Below are 17,871 nucleotides of genomic sequence, written 5' to 3'. Positions count from 1 at the left end.
AGACACAGCATGGCGGCCAGCAGCACGCGGCGCGGCCTCATGGCGCCGCCTCGGGCAGGCTGGCCTTCGCAGCCGCCCCCGCCGCCTGCAAGGCCAGGCTGCCGCGCCGCTCGCGCCAGGGACCATCCGCCTCGCGCAGCAGTTCACGGTACTGCAGCGCCTGTTCACTGATATCCGTCACCACGCCGTGGTCTAGCCCCAGATACTGGCCCACCGCCACCCGGTACACGCGCTGGCCCGCCAGCAGCAGTGCGCTCAGGCGTCCGTCCTGTTGCACGCTGCCGACCATGCTGATGGCCGGCAAGGCCACGCTTTCCAGCGGTTCGCGCACGCGCCGCGGGTCGGGCCCCGCCACGGCGCCCCGCTGCCCCGGCGCGCCGGCCGACGGCAAGGCGCCAAAAGGATCGCCCAGGGCGGCGGCCTCATACGGCTGCGGCGCGACAGCGGCAAGCGGACGCCATGCCGCAGCGGCTGCGCCCGCCTTGGGCGCCAAGGCCTCTTGCGGGGCCCGCTCCCCCGCTGCAGGCAAGCGATACGCGTGCAGCACGGCATCGAGGGTCAGCAGACGATCCTTGCCGAGGGTCAAGGCCAGCCCATGCACCGTGACGATGCGCGGCAGGCGCGCCAGGTCCGCCAGCAGCGCGGCCATGGCGTGGTAGCCGCCGCGCAACTGTATGGCGATCGGCAAGGCGACATACGGCGCTTGCGGCTGGGCCGCACCGGGCTTGAACAGGGAAAATTGCAGGCCGCGCGACTGGCCTGCGGCATTGATCTGCGTCAACAGCAGCGCCATCGCCTGCTGGTCGGGCAGCTGCTGTTCCAACATGGCCAGCTCGGCGCCGGCCTGACGCTGCTGTGTGCGCCAATGCGGCAACTGCTGCGCCCTGGCTTGCGCCGACAGATACGCGGCACGCAAGCGGACCTCCTCGTCTTGCCCCGCCTGCATGGCCGCAAACAGTCCATCCAGCCACGCAAGGTGCAGCAGGGCTGCCGCCAGCGTCGCGGCCAGGGCGGCGCAAGCGAGGCGCGCGGGTAGCGGCCACAGCGACGCGATCTTCAAGCTCAGCATGATCAACCTCCAGGACTAGGGTGCCAAAGCCAGCCGTACCGTCCATTCCACGGCGCCATCGGCCGCGCCGCGCACTTCCACCAATTCCGGCCGGGACCAGGGCGCCGCCTGTTCTAGCCCCAGCAGCAATGCCGCGACCTTGTCCTGCGACGCAGCCTGCCCCTGCAAGCGCACCATCGCCGTTTCCTGGCGCACACTATGCAAGGCCACGCCAGCCGGCATCGCCCGGGCCAGCGCGTCCAGCATGCGCACCCAGGCATTGCGTTGCTGTTGCAAACTGGCCATGGCTTGCTGGCGCAGCAGCAGCGCGGCCGTCTCGCCCTGCACCCGCTGGCCAACGACAAGCACGGCATCGACTTGCTGCATGGCACTACGCCAGCCCTCCTGGCGGCGCAGTTGCGCGTCGAGCTGGTACCGCAGCCAGGCGCCCGTCGCCACGGCCAGCAGCAGTCCCAGCAGCGCCCCGCCCGCCAGTTGCCACAGCAGCAACTGAATACGCCTGCGCCGTGCCGCGGGGCGATACGGCAACAGGTTGATGCGCTGCACTTGCGCCCGGACCGTCATCGGGCGTACCTGTGCAGGGCCAGGCCCCAGGCCAGCTGGTAGGCCACGCCACCGTCTGGCAGGGCTTGCCAGCCACCCTGCGCGAGCGCCGCCTGCATGGCCATTGCCTCGCTATCCATGACGACGGCCTGCAAGCCCGCCGCCGTGGCCGCATCGAGACGGCGCTGTACGCTGGCGCGCCGCGCCGCCACCAGCAGCACGTCGACCTCCTTGCCTGTTGCGCCAGCCAGCGGCGGCGCGGGGCCGAGTATGAAAAAATCCAGGCTGGCGTCTTCCAGCGCAAACGGCATGTATTGGGCCGCTTCCAGTTCCACGAGGATTTCCAGCTGTTCCTCCGGCAATCCGGCGGGCAGGCGGATCGCATGCGTGATCAGGGCCGTGGCCGGCATGGCCAGCGCCACCCGCGTGCAGGCGCTGCCACTGTCGCGGTGGGCCTGGCGCAAGGCATCGGCCAGGCCCTCCGTGTCCTCGACATTGCCTTCCAGTATCACGCCGGGCGTCAGCGCGGCGGCGCCGCAATGCCGGCACGACAGTCTTCCCCGCCGGCGCCTCAACTCGACCACGCGCACGGCATCGTCCGCGATGTCGACGCCCAGCAAGCCGATGCCAAGAAAATTGCTGATGGACATGTTTTTCATAGAGAAACGTCAGCGTGGGAGAGTTCCTGCCATCCGACAGCCTAGTCCCGGCGGCGCCGGCTTGTAAATGGATTTCAGGCCGGAGTCTGCGGCGCGCGACGCCTATCTGGCCGGGCCGTGATCTGGCGCAGAATAATTGTTACCAAATCCTGGTTGCCAGCGGGCCAATACACGCTTATATAGAGTATCGGCAAGTTTCAACACTCCCCCCGGCCAGCGCCACGGCGCGCTGCCACCCCGGCAAGCTCGCTTATAATTGGCCGGCATAATTAACCGAAAGACATACGACGCATGACATCTTCAAAATCCGCTGGCCCCGCTGGCTCAAAGCCGCCCACCAAGGGCAGCAAACCCAAACGTTTCCTGCTGATGGCCCTGGTATCGCTGCTGGGCCTGGGCATCGTCGGCGTCTTGCTGGTGGTCTTTGGCCTGGCCATGGCGTATCCGAACCTGCCGGCGCTCGATACCTTGACCGATTACAAGCCAAAGATGCCGCTGCGCGTGTTCACGTCCGACAGTGTGCTGATCGGCGAGTTCGGCGAGGAACGGCGCAACATGGTGCACATCAAGGATATTCCCGATGTCATGAAGAAAGCCGTGCTGGCCATCGAGGATGACCGCTTCTATGAACATGGCGGCGTCGATTACCTGGGCATCACGCGTGCGGCCCTGCACAACCTGACGGGCGGTGCCAAGCAAGGCGCCTCGACCATCACGCAGCAGGTGGCGCGCAATTTCTTCCTGTCCAGCGAACAGACCCTGAAACGCAAGGCGTATGAAGTCTTGCTGGCCTGGAAGATCGAGAAAAACCTCAGCAAGGACCAGATCCTCGAGGTGTATATGAACCAGATTTATCTGGGACAGCGTGCCTACGGCTTCGCCTCGGCCGCGCAAATCTATTTCGGCAAGAACATCCAGGATCTCACCGTGGCGGAAGCGGCCATGCTGGCCGGCTTGCCGAAGGCGCCGTCGGCCTACAACCCCGTCGTCAATCCGAAACGCGCGCGCATGCGCCAGCAATACATCCTGCAACGCATGGCCCAGCTGGGCTACATCACGCCGGCGCAGTACGAAGAAGCGAAAAATGAAGAGCTGAAAGTGAAAACCGACAGCAGCGCCTTTGGCGTGCATGCGGAATATGTGTCGGAAATGGCGCGCCAGCTGGTCTACGAGCAATTCAAGGAAGATACCTATACGCGCGGCCTGAACGTCTACACCACCATCACCAAGGCCGACCAGGACGCCGCCTACATCGCCTTGCGCAAGGGCGTGATGGATTACGAGAAACGCCACGGCTACCGCGGCCCGGAAGCGTATATCGAGATTCCAAAAACCAAGGCCGAAGCCGATGACGCGATCGAGACGGAACTCGCCGACCATCCGGACAGCGACGACATCATCGCCGCCATGGTGCTGCAAGCGTCGCCCAAATCGTTGCAGGCCGTCACCTCGGCCGGCGAGGAAATCACGATTACCGGCCCCGGCCTGACGTTCGGCGCGGCCTGGCTGTCGGAAAAAGCGGCGCCGAACCGCCGCATCAAGCGCGGCGCCGTGATCCGCGTCATGCAGGAAGGCAACACCTGGGTCTTGACGCAGATGCCGGAAGTGCAATCGGCGTTCGTCTCGGCCAGCACCACGGACGGCGCCATCCGCGCCATGGTGGGCGGCTTCGATTACAACCGCAACAAGTTCAACCACGTCACGCAGGCGTGGCGCCAGCCCGGTTCGGCCTTCAAGCCCTTCATCTACTCCGCGTCGCTGGAACGGGGCCTGTCGCCGGCGACCATCATCAACGATGCGCCGATTTCATTCGACGCGGGCCAGACGGGCGGCCAGGCGTGGGAACCGAAGAACTACGACAGCAAATACGATGGTCCGATGACCATGCGCAAGGGTCTGATGAAATCGAAGAACATGATTTCCATCCGCATCCTGCACAAGATCGGCGCCAAGTATGGCCAGGAATACGCGACGCGCTTCGGCTTTGACGCGGACAAGAACCCGCCCTACCTGACCCTGGCCCTGGGCGCTGGCAACGTGACGCCGCTGCAGATGGCGGGCGCGTATGCCGTGTTCGCCAATGGCGGCTACAAGATCAACCCGTACCTGATCGCCAAGGTGACCGATAGCGACGGCAATGTCTTGTCGCAAGCCAAGCCGGACCTGGCGGGCGAGGAAGCCAACCGCGTCATCGACGAGCGCAATGCCTTCATGATGAACAGCATGCTCAACGACGTCGTGCGCTTCGGCACGGCCAATAAAGCCATGGCCTTGAAGCGCCCCGACCTGGCCGGCAAGACGGGCACGACCAACGATTCCATCGACGCCTGGTTCGCCGGCTACCAGGCCAAGCTGGTGGGCATCGCCTGGATCGGCTACGACCAGCCGCGCAACCTGGGCAACCGGGAAACGGGTGGCGGCCTGGCCTTGCCGATCTGGATCAGCTACATGGCGAAAGCCCTGAAAAGCATTCCCGTCGAGGAACGCGCCGTGCCGGAAGGCCTGATCCACGTGGGCGACGAATATTACTATGCGGAAAATCCGCCGGGCACGGGCGTAGGCAGCCTGGAAGGCGCGGCGCGCGGCACGCCGGAGGAAGAAAAGGCGAAAGAAGCCGTCAAGAACGAACTGTTTTAAGATCGTTTGATGCAAAAAGGGCAGCCTGAAGAGGCTGCCTTTTTTATGACGCACGGCTAAGACAATTACTTCAATACGACTGCCGTGCCTGCCTGCTCGCTGGCCATGGCCGACAGGGCCGCAAACAGTTCCGAGCCGTCGCGCGTGTTGCGCCATTCGTCGTCCACGCGCTTGTAGTGGAAACCGCCGGAACGGGCCGCCACCCACATCTCGCGCATGGGGGCCTGGCTGTTGACGATGATTTTCGTGCCGTTATCGATGAATTCGATTTCCAGCACATTGCCGCTGCGGCTGCATTCGACGTCGAGCACGTCTTCATCGTTCAGCCGGTCCAGCGCCGCCTCGATCTGGGTCAGGGTGGCTTCGGCCAGGGCCAGGAATTCCGATTCGCTCATGCTACACTCCAAATATCTTAATCAAACCGTGATTCTAATCGTGAAGTCATCCTCAGCGTTTTATATCGGCACCGCCATTGTGGTTTCTAGCGTCCTGGCCGGCTGCGGCCAGCCCGGTCCCCTGTACCTGCCCAAACCGCCAGCGGCCAAGGGGGCGCCAGCCAAAGGCCCGGTCGAACCGGCGCCCGTGCCGCCGCCACCGATCATCGTGCCAGCCACCTAAACGGCACGCACCGGGGTGGCTGCCTTGGCCGCCCTGGCGCTCTTTTCTCGCTTGCTCCAGGCGAAATACACGCGAATTAGCAGCAGTAGCGCGACGATGGAGCCGAACAGTATCGGTTGCGCGAAATTGTGCTTGCCCGCCTTCATCCACCAGAAGTGCAGGATGCCCAGCGGCGCGATGATGTAGATCAAGCGGTGCAGCCACTGCCAGCGCTTGCCCCCCAGGCGTTTCACCATGCCGTTCGTGCTCGTCACGGCCAGCGGGATCAGCAGTACGAAAGCGATAAAACCCACGGTGATGAACGGCCGCTTGAGCACATCCTTCCACATTTCCTGTACATCAAAAAAGTGATCGAACCATAAAAAAGTGGTGAAGTGCAGTGTCGCGTAGAAAAACGCGAACAGGCCCAGCATGCGCCGCAGCTTGATCAGCCAATTCCATTGCGTGAAGCGCCGCAAGGGCGTGACCGCCAGACTGATGCACAGGAAATACAGGGTCCAGTCGCCCGTGCCGCGCGTGATGAATTCCAGCGGCTCCACCAGTTGCCCCGTGTACGTCAGCCAGACCATGCGGGCAAACGGCAGCAGCGCCAGCAAGAAGATCAGGCTTTTCAGCAGCGACAGCTGTTTGCTCGTGGGGTTGATGGCCATAGTATTTCCTTAAAAGAACTTCTTCAGGTCCATGCCCGCGTACAGCGAGGCCACATCGTTATAACCATTGAACATCAGGGTCTTGCGCTTGCGCGTGAGGAAACCGTCTTCGCCGATGCGCCGCTCGGAAGCCTGCGACCAGCGCGGATGATCGACGTTCGGGTTCACATTCGAGTAAAAACCGTATTCGGACGGCGCCGACAGGTTCCAGGACGTGCGCGGCTGTTCCTTGACGAAACGGATCTTGACGATGGATTTGGCAGACTTGAAACCATATTTCCACGGCAATACCATGCGCACGGGCGCGCCATTCTGGTTCGGCAAGGTTTCGCCATACATGCCCAGGGTCAACAGCGCCAGCGGATGGTTCGCTTCATCGATGCGCAAACCTTCCGTATACGGCCATTGCAGCACGCGGCTGCCCACGCCCGGCATCTGTTTCTTGTCGGCCAGGGTGATGAATTCCACATACTTGGCATTGCCCGTCGGTTCGACCTTCTTGATGATTTCCGAGAAGGAATAACCGACCCACGGAATGACCATCGACCAGCCTTCCACGCAGCGCAGCCGGTAGACGCGCTCTTCCACCGGCGCCAGCTTCAGCAGCGCGTCCAGGTCCAGGGTCATGGGTTTCTTGACTTCGCCTTCGATGCTGACCGTCCACGGACGCGGGCGCAGAGTGCCCGCGTTTTGCGCCGGATCGCTCTTGTCCGTGCCGAATTCGTAGAAATTGTTGTAGCTGGTGGCGTCTTTATAGGCCGTCTGTTTTTCCAGCGCCGAATAGGCGGGATTCAGTTTGGCAGCCAGCTTGGGATTGGTGCCCTGCGCGAAGGCTTCGCGGCTGGCCATTTCCAGCAAGGCCGCGCTGGACATCGTGCCCAGCGCCACTTGCTTGATGAAACTGCGGCGCGATTCAAACACGGCGCGCGGCGTGATTTCGGAAGAATACGGCAACTCAATGCCGTTGGGACTGCGCTTGATCAACATGGCGGCTCCGGGAAAAGGTGATTATTTGTACCTTACACCAGTTTTCCCGGGCCGTTCATGACGCTTCTGTCATGCAAAAAACAATTAAAGCTTGCCGTAAGAATGCAAACCGGAAAGGAACATGTTGACCCCCAAAAACGCAAAGGTCGTCACCAGCAAGCCCACCAGCGCCCACCACGAGGCGACGCGGCCGCGCAAGCCTGTCATCAGGCGCATGTGCAGCCAGGCTGCATAGTTGAGCCAGACGATCAGCGCCCACGTTTCTTTCGGGTCCCACGACCAGTAGCCGCCCCATGCTTCGGCCGCCCACAGGGCGCCCAGGATGGTCGCTACCGTGAAGAAAGCGAAGCCCACGGAAATGGCCTTGTACATGACGTCGTCGAGCACTTCCAGCGACGGCAGGCGGTCGACCAGGTAGCCGCTCGATTTGAGCAGGTAAGCCGCCGCCACCATGGCCGACAGGGCGAAGGTGCCGTAGCCGATGAAATTGGCCGGCACGTGGATCTTCATCCACCAGCTTTGCAGGGCCGGCACCAGCGGCTGGATTTCGGCCGCGTCGCGCGTGACCGTGTACCACATCAGGAACACGACGGCCGCCGAAATGACCAGCATGACGAAGGCGCCCAGCTGGCGCGTCGCGTAATGCTGCTCGTAATACAGGTAGAACATGGCCGTGATCAAGGAAAACAGGATGAACACTTCATACAGGTTCGACACGGGAATATGGCCCACGTCGGCGCCGATCAGGTAAGACTCGTACCAGCGCACCAGCATGCCCGTCAGACCCAGCACCACGCCGGCCCAGCACAGCAGGGAGCCGACGGACGAGCCGAATTCCGAGCGCGCCACCAGGCCGATCCAGTAGAACAGGGTCGACAGCACGAACAGGGTGCCCATCCACAGGATGGCGGACTGGCTCGACAAAATGTATTTCAGGAAGAATTTCTGATTCGCCATCTCCAGGTGGCCGGCGTACAGCTCGATGGCGAACAGCGACAGCACGGCTGCCACGGGGATCAGCCAGCGCACGGGCTTCCAGTACCAGCCCAGCCACGCGAACGTGGGCGCCGCGGCCAGCAAGATGGCTTTTTCATAGATATCCATGAAGGCGCCAAAGCGCATCAGGCCGAACAGGGAGGCTGCCAGCAAGCCGGCGCCGTACAGCCAATCGATCAGGCTCAGGCGCTTGAAAAATCCTGGTTCCTGCGTATATATTTGCTTGTTTGCCAATTCCATCATTTTCTCCATTCCCGGCGACGCGCAAGCGTCCCGGACACAGCGCAGCTTACGCCGATTGCGGCAGCTTTGCCTTCAAGTTCTCAAATTCTTTTTCAAAATCCAGGGTCTTGCGTTGCGTGCTCATGGCCATCAAGGCCTCGCTGCCGCCCTCGCCATCCTTGATCCACACCCACAGGCGGCGCTCGCGGATATAAAACATGGAAAATACGCCGATCACGAGGAACAGGCAACCGAGGTAGACGACGCTCTTGCCCGGCGACCGCGTCACTTGCAGCACGGACGCCTTGATTTCCGTAAAGTCGTCGAGTTGCAGATACACGGGCGCGCCATAGAAGAAGCTGTCGGACAGCGCATTCGTGGCCAGCTGCAGGAAGCGGCCGTGCTTGTCATCGGCCTCGATAGCCTTCAAGCCATCCTGGGCGCGCGCCGCCTGCCACAAGTCCCACAGGCTGCCATTCAAGATCTTCATGAAGATATCGGCCGCTTTTTCTTGCTCGGCGGCAGGAATTTTCTCCAGGAAACGTGAAATGGCGAGGAAACCGCCCTCTTGTCCATTGCCGGCAAAGATGCCCAGGCTCTTCGCCGCCGATTCCTGCAACTGGCTGCGCAAGGCTTCCGCGCCCGCCTGCGGCATGGCGCGCGCCGCATAGCGCGTGGCGGCTTGCTGGCGCAGCGCGGGATCTTGCAGCGCGGCACGCAAGCGCATCCATTCGTTCACGCTGTAATTGTCATCGGCGGGAATGCGCAGATAGCTGAACGGGTCGCTGGGGTTGACGCGCATGCCGGCCAGGAACACCGTCGTGCCATCCACGGCGACCGGCTGCATATAGTTCTGGTACTCGCGCGCCTGGCCCGTCTTGTCGCGCAATTTGTATTGCACCGAGGGGCCCACGTTCTTGAGATCCTTGTTGTTCGCGTTCTTCGCGGCCGAACCGAGGCGCTTGTCCAGGCCGACGGCGAATTTATCGTTAAAACTTTCCGCCTTGTTGACGGCGCGCACATCCTGGCCCGCGCTGAGGTTTTCCACGTTGAAGGGACGGAAACCCGACCATTCCACCGTGTAGGAATTGCCATCGCTGCGCTCGAGCGGCGTGCTGCCGCCCACTTCGCCGCCGATATCGAAGCGTTTCGTCGTCTTGCCCGTCATCGGATAACCCGTCAACTTGAGCTTGCTGCCACCATCCTCAAAGCTGGACTGGTACAGGGCCAGGCCCTTGTAAAGCAGAGGCTGGTTGACTTTGATGGTTGCTGGGAAACTTTCCCCCGTCGCATGGTCGGTGACGACCACGTCGCTGGCAAACAGCTTCGGCATGCCCGTGCTGTAAAAATCGATGTGGAATTTCTTCAACAAGATCGTGATGGGCAAATCCTGGATCAGCACGCCATCGGCCTGGGGAATGATGGCCGTGTTGCTCGACGAGCCTTCCGGGATCATGGTATTGCCGCGGAAAGTGGGGTTCGACAGGCTCAGGCGGTGCTGGGCGGGGATGTCGGCGATCACGCCGCTGCCGGCAAACGGCGTCTTGCCAAAGAACCATTGCTGTACGCGGATCGGCATTTCCGAGTCGAGCAAGCCGCCCACACAGATGATGACGATGGCGCCGTGGGCAAAGATATAGCCCCATTTATTGGCGGCGCCCCGCTTGGCGGCCACCAGGGTGGCGTTGTCCTTCTCGACCACCTTGGCACCGTAGCCGGCGTCTTTCAGGCGCATCACCATCTGCTGCGCCAGCACGGCGCGCGGCAGCGGCGCCTGCCATTCCAGCTTGTGGTGGAAATTGCGCAGCGATTGCTCGCGCACATTGTCGCGCCAGCTGCGCATGTCCTTGAGCATCTTCGGCGCATTGCGCACGATGCACAGCGAGGTCGAGGCGACGAGGAAACCCATGATCACGAGGAACCACCAGGCCGAATACACGGAATACAGGCTCAGCTTGTCGAAAACGGTGAACCAGAACGGCCCGAACTGGTTGACATAATTGGGCATGGGCTCGTTTTGCTTGAGCACGGTGCCGATGATGGAGGCGACGGCGATCAGGGTCAGCAGGCTGATGGCAAAGCGCATCGACGAGACCAGCTCGACGAATTCAGCCAGGCTGCGGCGTTGGGTCTTTAACTCGATTCCGGTCGTGCCTGTGCTCATACGTGGATACTCATACGGGATATGCAATCTTCAAGAAAATGTGGCATGGAGCTGATAGTTTCTCCGCGCAAGGCGGCAGCATACTCCTGTTTGGCCCCTGCCATAAAAAAGGGCAGCCTGTTGAGACGGCCGCCCTCGTTCATGCGCGCTGGTGCGCCTGGCAATCTCTTGCCACTATGAAAACTTACTTCAGGCCGGCGATGTAATCGGCAACGGCGGCGATCTCGTCATCCGACATGCGGGCGGCGATGGTGTGCATTTGCGCGCTGTTCTTGCGGGCATCGGCCTTGGTGCTGCGGAACATGGTCAGCTGGGCCACCGTGTAATCCTGGTGCTGGCCGGCGATGCGCGGGTACTGGACGGGAATGCCATTGCCCGTCGCGCCATGACAGCTGGCGCAGGCGGCAACTTGCTTGGAAGCAATGCCACCACGGTAGATTTTCTTGCCCAGGTCGATCGTATCCTTGTTTTTCGCGGCGCCCGGCTTGGACAGCTGCGCGCCCAGGTAGGCGGCGATATTCTTCTTGTCGGCGTCGCTGAGCATCTTCGCGTACGTCGTCATGACGGGCTGGCTGCGTTCCGGCGTGGTGAAGTCGACCAATTGCTTGTAGATATAGCTTTCGTGCTGACCGGCCAGTTTCGGATTGACCGTGATGGTCGAATTGCCGGCCGCGCCATGGCAGGAGACGCAGGCAGGCAAGCCGCGCGCCGCATCGCCATCGGCGTACAGGGTGGCGCCCTTGGCGGCGTCGGCCTTGACGGCCGGTTTCGCTGCTTCGACCGCGGAGGCAGTTGCCGATACAGCCAGCAATGCGAGCAGCATGGATTTGATAAACGGTGAAAACGCACGATTCATTCAGGCACCCTGAGACAGTGAGAAATTAGTGGTGGACATTGCCGCGCCCTGTGGATTTTTGCTTTATTTTCAGGGCCGCAAGCCGCATCGCTGCTACGCCGGCAACAATAAACAACCCCTTATTGTACAATAGCTTCTTGGCGTTATCGCTCCCTTATCGCTCCCTTTTGTTGCTTTACTACTCCCATGTCAAAACTCTGGCAAGCCCGCTTCTTTACGACCGTCAACCAATTGCGTGACCTGCCCGATACCACGGTGCCGGAAATCGCCTTTGCCGGCCGCTCCAATGCCGGTAAATCGACCGCCATCAACATCTTGTGTAATCAGAAAGGCTTGGCGTTCGCCTCCAAGACACCTGGCCGTACCCAGCACATCAACTACTTCTCCATCGGCGGCGCCCACGTGGCGCAGCACCGCAAGGATGCCACCATCGTCGAAGAGATCGAATGCCTGCTGGTCGACTTGCCGGGCTACGGCTACGCGGAAGTATCGGGCTCGGCCAAATTGCACTGGCAGCGCCTGCTGGGCGACTACGTGCAGCGCCGCGAGCAATTGGCGGGTTTGATCCTGATCATGGATTCGCGCCGCCCGTTCACCGACCTGGACATTCAAATGCTGGAATGGTTCGCCCCGACGGGCAAACCGATCCACTGCATCCTGACCAAGGTCGATAAGCTGAACCGTAATGAATCCGTGAATGCCTTGCGCCAGGCGAAAGCCAAGCTCGACAGCTATGTGGATGAAGACGGCGTCGGCTTCCCGTTCACCGTGCAACTGTTCTCGGCTTTGAAAAGAGTCGGCATCGACGAAGCCAACGACAAGATCATGGAACTGGCCGGCATCAGCGAAGACGGCGCGGCCCAGATGGTCGAATTGATCGACATGGAAGACGACGTCGAGCCGGAATCGGACAAACCGGCTTGATCGAGATCAACGCTGCGTAAAAAAAGGCTGCCCGTTCACACGGTGCAGCCTTTTTTATTGCCGTCAGTTTGACGGGCGCCTAGCGCCGTCCCGGCCCTGGCCGTTTCTCGGAAAAGAATTCCTGGCGCAGGAAAGCCATCAGCTCGGCCGTGTCTTCCACGCGGGCGCTGAGGTTGACGTTACGCCCCAGGCGACGCGATTCCCACACGAAGTCGCCCGGTTTTTCGGCACGGATCAGCTGGATCATCTTCTTCAGGATGGCCGTTTCGATATCGGGCTCATTGCCCAGCTCCACTTTTTCCTGCTTCAGCCAGTTGCGCTTGAAGTTGCCGTTCCAGCCCTTGAACTTGACTTCCGCGCTGAACGAGGTCTGGTTGACGATGGAAAACACGCCGCCCGAATCCTCGCGGTCGCTGCCGGAATTGCGTCCCTGGGCGCCGGCGATATTCGCCTTGGCCACGCGCATGGCGCGGTCGTTTTCGCTTTCCTCGGCCGGCGGCGCGGGATTTTGCGCCTGACGCTGCTTGCGGCGCTGCTCGATCATCGAACTCATGTCTTCAGCGGGCGGCGGCGGCAACGGCACTTTCGACACCAGCGGCGGCGTGAAGGTTTCCAGTTTCGGCTTGTCGCGCGGCACGTCTTTCGTGACCACGCGCTTGCTCGGCGCCGGTGGTGGTTTGACCTTGGCCACTTTCGTGTCCTTCGGTTTCGGCGTGGGTTTCGGTTGCGGCTTCGGTTGCGGCTTGTCTTTCAGCGGCGCAATGTAGACCATCGCGCTTTCCTTCTTCGGCGGCGGGATTTTTTCGATCTTGTCGCTACGCAACAGGACATACGCCGCCAGCAGCACGTGCAGCAAGACGGACACGCCGAGCGCCACCTTGCGCATGGTGCTGGTCTTGGACCCGTAGGCCGGTGGTGGCTGGATGACTTGCCCGCAGGTGGGGCAAACATCGGAATCGGCAGCCATCAAATGGGTCGTGTCATGCAAAATGAATCGTGCTTTCTGTGTAGCGACAAAAGTAATCTTACAGGGCAGCCATAGTGCCAGAGTCCCTTGCTTTTGGGAACACTTCCTCGGCATTTCCAACCCGAAGCGTACAGGATAGCGACTTTCCTTGCAGCGGTATCAGCGTACCCTAGCCGTCCCTTGACGGTTGTTACCGTATGTATCACGGCCCATACAAAACCGGCGCCGCATTCACTCAGGAACGGGGCGCCGGTGCTGGCCGTATGGCGGATCAGGCCTTGTTGTCGAGCGCCACCAATTGCTCGTCCGTCAACGGTCCCGTGCCGCTGTACTTGTCCAGGAACAGATAGATCACGGGGGTGATGAACAGGGTAATCACTTGTGAAAAGAGCAAGCCGCCGACCACCGCCAGGCCCAGCGGCTGGCGCAGCTCGGCGCCGGCGCCCAGGCCCAGGGCGATCGGTAAGGCGCCCATCAAGGCCGCCGCCGACGTCATCATGATGGGGCGGAAACGCAGGATGCAGGCCTGGCGGATGGCCTCCGCCGGCGCCAGCCCGTCGTTGCGCTGCGCATGCAGGGCGAAGTCGATCATCATGATGGCGTTTTTCTTGACGATGCCGATCAGCATCAAAATGCCGATGATGGCGATCATGGTCAGGTCCATGCCGAACAGGCGCAGGGTCAGCAGCGCCCCCACGGCTGCCGATGGCAAGCCGGCCAGGATGGTCAGCGGGTGGATATAGCTTTCATACAACACACCGAGCAGCACGTAGATCACGGCCAGCGCGGCAATGATGAGGATGATCTGGCTGGACTGCGAGCTCTGGAACACGGCCGCGTCGCCGCCGTAGCGCGTGATGATGGAGGCCGGCAAGCTCATGTCCTTGGCCATCGCGTCGATCTTGCCCGTGGCGATGCCCAGCGGCACATCCGGCGCCAGATTGAAGGCGATGGTAACAGCCTGCAACTGCCCCTGGTGATTCACGGACGTGGGCCCGATCGTGCGTTCCACGTAGGCAATACTCGACAGTTTCACCAGTTCGCCCGTCTTGCTGCGCACGGACACGCGCGTGAGCGCATCGTCGTACTGGCGGTCTGCCGTGGCCGCCTCCAGGATCACGTAATAGCTGGCTGCCGACGAGTAGATGGTCGACACTTGCCGCTCGCCAAAGGCGCTGTACAGGGCCGTGCGGATGTCGGACATTTGCACGCCCAGCAAATTGGCCTTGTCGCGGTCGATCCTGAGCGACGCCTGCAAGCCCTTGATCTGGGAATCGCTGGTAACGTCGCGGAAGGCCGGATCCGTGCGCATGCCAGCAATAAACTTTTCCGCCCAATCATTCAAGGCGTCGGGACTGACGCTTTGCAAGGTGTACTGGTAGCGGCTCTTGCTCTGGCGTCCGCCCAACTGCAAGTTTTGCACGGGGCGGAAATACACGGCCATGCCGGGCACGGTGCTCGTCGCGCGGCGCAGGTTTTCCAGCACCACGGGCATTTTCGGCCTCTCGTTGCGCGGTTTCAAGACCATGAACATGCGTCCCGTATTGCCGCCGCCGACGAACGAGGTCACATCCTGCACGCTGGGGTCCGCCTTGAGCACGGCCGCCACGCGGGCTTGCAAATCCTGCAGTGCCGCCGAGGAAATGTCTTCCGACGCTTCCGTATTGACCTGGATCTGGCCCAGATCTTCTTCCGGGAAGAAACCTTTCGGTATCGTGGCGTACAACAGCACCGTCAGCGCAAAGGTACACACGGCAACGAACAGCACCACATTGCGGTGCGCCAGGGCCTTGTCGAGCAGGTGCACATAACCATTGCGCAATTTCGTGAAACCCGCTTCGAAATGGCGGCCGATGAAGGTTTTTTCGCCATGGCTGGGGTCGCTGTCATTGTGCTCGCGCGAATCGGCCGGCAGGAAGCGGCTGGCCAGCATCGGCACCAGGGTCAGCGAGACGATGGCGGACACCAGCACGGCCAGCGAGACGACAACGGCGAACTCATGGAACAGCAAGCCGATCACGCCCGGCATGAAGAAGATGGGGATGAACACGGCCACCAGCGAGACGGAAATCGAGATGATGGTAAAGCCCATCTCTTTCGCCCCTTCCAGGGCCGCGCGTATCGGTTTCTTGCCCATCTCGATATGCCGCACGATGTTTTCCAGCACCACGATGGCATCGTCGACGACCAAGCCGACGGCCAGGGTAATGCCCAGCAGCGAGACGTTGTCGAGGCTATAGCCGAGCCAGTACAGCAGAGCCAGGGCGCCCAGCAGGGAAATCGGCATGGTGACGGCAGGAATGAAGGTGGCGGCCGCGCGGTGCAGAAACAGGAAAATCACCAGCACCACCAGCACCACCGTCAGGGCCAAGGTCAAATTGACGTCGTGGATGGCTTCGCGTATCGACAGCGAACGGTCGTTAACCAGGCTGATCTGTATCGATTGCGGCAATTGTTCCTTGAACCCAGGCAACAAACGGCGCACGCCATCGACCACTTGCACCGTGTTGGCATCCGGTTGGCGCTGCACCATCAGGCTGATCGAGCGCTCGCCGTTGAAACTGCCGACGGCCTTGATCGATTGAAAGCTGTCTTCCACCTCGGCCACGTCTTTCAGGCGCACGGGCTGGCCATTGCGGCTGGCGACGATCAATTCGGCAAAATCAGCCGCTTTCATCATTTGCGGATTGCCCTGGATGGTCAGGGTCTGGCTCGGGCCGTCAAGGATGCCCAGCGGGGAATTCGTGTTCGACGTGCGCAAGGCGGTGGCCAGCTCGTCCATCGTCAGGTTGCGCGCATTCATCAGGTCGGCACGGGCGCGCACGCGCACGGCAAAGCGCTTCTGGCCATTCACGATCACCTGGGCCACGCCAGGCAGGGTCGACAGGCTCGGGGCGATCAGGTTTTCCGCATAATCATTGAGATCCGACAAGTTCAGCGATGGCGACGTCATCTGGATGAACAGCACCGGCGCATCGGCCGGATTGACCTTGCGGTAGGATGGTAAATCCGTCATTTCCGTCGGCAACTGGCGCTGCGCCCGCAGCAGCGCGGCTTGCACGTCGACGGCCGCCTCGTTGACATTGATGCTGGCGTCAAATTCCAGGGTCAGCGAGGTATTGCCCAGCGTGCTCGTGGACGTGATCAGGCTAAGGCCGGAAATGGTGGAAAATTGTTTTTCCAGTGGCAAGGCCACCGACGAGGCCATGGTTTCCGGGCTGGCACCGGCCAGGTCGGCACTGACGTTGATGACGGGCGTGTTGTAGCTCGGCAAGGCCGCCACGGGAATTTGCAGGTAGGCCAGCACGCCGGCCAGGATGATGGAGAGGGACAGCAGCACCACCATGACGGGGCGGCGGATGCTCAGTTCGGACAGGTTCATGCTGGCTTGCCCTGCGGTGCGGCGGCGCCATCGGCGGCCTTGTGTTTTTCCGCCAGGCGCACCTTGCTGCCTGGACGCAAGTTCTGCTTGCCATCGACGATGACTTTTTCATCGCCTGCCAGGCCCGTGACGACGGCGCTCGGCCCGAACGCGTACACGCGGGTAATCTTGCGCATCTTGGCCGTACTGTCCGCCTCCATCGAGTACACAAAGGTGCCGGAAGTACTCGTGATGATGGCGTTTTGCGGGATCACCAGCGCATCCTTGAGGGTGCGCACGGTCAGCTGCGTATTCACGTACTGGCCTGGCCACAAATCGGTGCCGCCATTATTGAAACGGGCCTTGATCCGGATCACGCCGGTGGCGGAATCGACGGCATTGTCGATAAAGTTCAATTTGCCGTCGAGCTGCTTGCCGCCCGCATCGGACAACAGCGCCGTGACGGGCACCTCGCCCGCCTTTTGCGCCGCCAGCAAGCCGGACAAGCTGCTTTCCGGCAAGGTGAACGACACGTCGATCGGGTCGAGCTGGGTGATGCTGGTGAGCGACGTGGTCGGCTGCACCAGGCTGCCCGCATAGACATTGATGGCCCCTACCCTGCCCGCCTGCGGCGCGCGCAGGACGGTGTAGCTGGAATCGACCTGGGCGGCGCGCAAGGCGGCCTGGTCGGCAGCCAGCAAGGCGCGTGCCGCGTCGAGCTGGCTTTGCAGGGTATCGACGGCGCCCTGGGCAATAAAGTTCTTGCTCAGCAAATCCTGGCTGCGCTTGAGCTGGCGCTCGAAGTCCTGCACCGAGGCGCGGTCGCGCAAGACCTGCGCCTGCGCCTTGTCGACATTCGCGTGTTCGCTGCGCGCATCGAGAGTGAACATCAGCTCGCCCTGCTTGACGAACTGGCCTTCGCGGATATGCACCTTGGTAATCGTGCTGGTCGTCTGCGGGTGCAAGTCAACGCTGCTGATCGGCATCACGCTGCCATTGGCTTGCAGCACCATCGGCACGTCCTGGCGCACCGGAACGACCACGCTCACCGTCGTCGGCGCCTGTCCGCCCTTGCCCCCTTTACCATCCTGCCCACCGCTCGCCGCGCCGGGCTGATGATTGAAATACCAGATGCCGCCGCCGATACACAGGGCCGCACCCACGAGGATTGCCAGACTAGTCTTTTTCATTGTTCTGTCACGCTGTCGCAGCGCAGGG

The 17,871-nt window shown here is 61.7% G+C and carries 15 protein-coding genes; 3 read left to right on the top strand and 12 right to left on the bottom strand.

What is annotated here, in order from left to right; genetic code table 11:
- Positions 1-37: 37 nt before the first annotated feature.
- The 3 genes from O3299_RS23060 to pilM are packed head-to-tail and all read right to left on the bottom strand — an operon-like array spanning position 38 to position 2,262.
- Positions 38-1,069: a pilus assembly protein PilP gene (locus O3299_RS23060; RefSeq protein WP_305063280.1), complete on the bottom strand. Its 1,032-nt coding sequence runs from the start codon at positions 1,067-1,069 to the stop codon at positions 38-40.
- A gap of 15 nt (positions 1,070-1,084) precedes the next feature.
- The gene (locus O3299_RS23055; RefSeq protein WP_305063279.1) at positions 1,085-1,633 is read right to left on the bottom strand and encodes a PilN domain-containing protein; all 549 of its coding nucleotides are present in this window, start codon (positions 1,631-1,633) and stop codon (positions 1,085-1,087) included.
- A complete protein-coding gene (pilM, locus tag O3299_RS23050; RefSeq protein ID WP_180278642.1) occupies positions 1,630-2,262 on the bottom strand; it encodes a pilus assembly protein PilM in 633 nt (210 codons plus the stop codon). The genes O3299_RS23055 and pilM overlap by 4 nt, the downstream gene beginning before the upstream one ends.
- Positions 2,263-2,562: 300 nt before the next feature.
- On the opposite strand from pilM, the gene O3299_RS23045 reads away from it, so the two are divergent.
- On the top strand, positions 2,563-4,908 hold the full coding sequence (locus tag O3299_RS23045) for a penicillin-binding protein 1A (RefSeq protein WP_077398866.1): 2,346 nt from the start codon (positions 2,563-2,565) through the stop codon (positions 4,906-4,908).
- A gap of 65 nt (positions 4,909-4,973) precedes the next feature.
- Here the strand turns inward: O3299_RS23045 and cyaY are convergent, their stop codons facing one another.
- The gene (gene cyaY, locus O3299_RS23040) at positions 4,974-5,303 is read right to left on the bottom strand and encodes an iron donor protein CyaY (RefSeq protein WP_099665730.1); all 330 of its coding nucleotides are present in this window, start codon (positions 5,301-5,303) and stop codon (positions 4,974-4,976) included.
- A gap of 40 nt (positions 5,304-5,343) precedes the next feature.
- Here cyaY and O3299_RS23035 point away from each other — a divergent pair, with 40 nt between their 5' ends.
- A complete protein-coding gene (locus tag O3299_RS23035; RefSeq protein WP_305063278.1) occupies positions 5,344-5,526 on the top strand; it encodes a lipoprotein in 183 nt (60 codons plus the stop codon).
- On the opposite strand, the gene O3299_RS23030 is transcribed toward O3299_RS23035, so the two are convergent.
- The 5 genes from O3299_RS23030 to O3299_RS23010 all read right to left on the bottom strand — a co-directional run bounded on the left by O3299_RS23030 (position 5,523) and on the right by O3299_RS23010 (position 11,401).
- Entirely contained in the window at positions 5,523-6,176 is a 654-nt protein-coding gene (locus tag O3299_RS23030; protein WP_305053838.1) for a sulfite oxidase heme-binding subunit YedZ, read from the bottom strand. The two genes, O3299_RS23035 and O3299_RS23030, sit on opposite strands and share 4 nt — an antisense overlap.
- 9 nt (positions 6,177-6,185) lie before the next feature.
- On the bottom strand, positions 6,186-7,163 hold the full coding sequence (msrP, locus tag O3299_RS23025) for a protein-methionine-sulfoxide reductase catalytic subunit MsrP (protein WP_305063277.1): 978 nt from the start codon (positions 7,161-7,163) through the stop codon (positions 6,186-6,188).
- Positions 7,164-7,247: 84 nt separating this feature from the next.
- Positions 7,248-8,399 carry a c-type cytochrome biogenesis protein CcsB gene (gene ccsB / locus O3299_RS23020; RefSeq protein ID WP_034753239.1) on the bottom strand — a complete coding sequence of 384 codons (1,152 nt, stop codon included), beginning with the start codon at positions 8,397-8,399 and terminating at the stop codon, positions 7,248-7,250.
- 49 nt (positions 8,400-8,448) lie between these two features.
- Positions 8,449-10,545 carry a cytochrome c biogenesis protein ResB gene (locus O3299_RS23015; RefSeq protein WP_289899523.1) on the bottom strand — a complete coding sequence of 699 codons (2,097 nt, stop codon included), beginning with the start codon at positions 10,543-10,545 and terminating at the stop codon, positions 8,449-8,451.
- Between the two features lie 184 nt (positions 10,546-10,729).
- Positions 10,730-11,401, bottom strand: coding sequence for a cytochrome c (locus tag O3299_RS23010; protein ID WP_077398855.1), 672 nt, complete (start codon positions 11,399-11,401; stop codon positions 10,730-10,732).
- Between the two features lie 186 nt (positions 11,402-11,587).
- On the opposite strand from O3299_RS23010, the gene yihA reads away from it, so the two are divergent.
- Complete coding sequence (gene yihA, locus O3299_RS23005) at positions 11,588-12,325, top strand: ribosome biogenesis GTP-binding protein YihA/YsxC (protein ID WP_077398853.1); 738 nt, start codon at positions 11,588-11,590, stop codon at positions 12,323-12,325.
- Between the two features lie 79 nt (positions 12,326-12,404).
- Here yihA and O3299_RS23000 read toward each other — a convergent pair whose 3' ends face one another.
- From O3299_RS23000 to O3299_RS22990, 3 genes are all read right to left on the bottom strand, one after another.
- On the bottom strand, positions 12,405-13,292 hold the full coding sequence (locus O3299_RS23000; RefSeq protein ID WP_251349390.1) for a hypothetical protein: 888 nt from the start codon (positions 13,290-13,292) through the stop codon (positions 12,405-12,407).
- Positions 13,293-13,563: 271 nt separating this feature from the next.
- A complete protein-coding gene (locus O3299_RS22995) occupies positions 13,564-16,674 on the bottom strand; it encodes an efflux RND transporter permease subunit (protein WP_099665734.1) in 3,111 nt (1,036 codons plus the stop codon).
- On the bottom strand, positions 16,671-17,843 hold the full coding sequence (locus O3299_RS22990; RefSeq protein WP_099665735.1) for an efflux RND transporter periplasmic adaptor subunit: 1,173 nt from the start codon (positions 17,841-17,843) through the stop codon (positions 16,671-16,673). The genes O3299_RS22995 and O3299_RS22990 overlap by 4 nt, the downstream gene beginning before the upstream one ends.
- Between the last annotated feature and the right edge of the window lie 28 nt (positions 17,844-17,871).

Origin of the sequence: Janthinobacterium sp. SUN176 (genome assembly GCF_030587335.1) — a bacterium.
In the GTDB taxonomy this organism is placed as follows: domain Bacteria; phylum Pseudomonadota; class Gammaproteobacteria; order Burkholderiales; family Burkholderiaceae_D; genus Janthinobacterium; species Janthinobacterium kumbetense.
The sequence above is the reverse complement of the archived record's forward strand: the minus strand, read 5'-3'. Positions and strand labels throughout refer to the sequence as shown.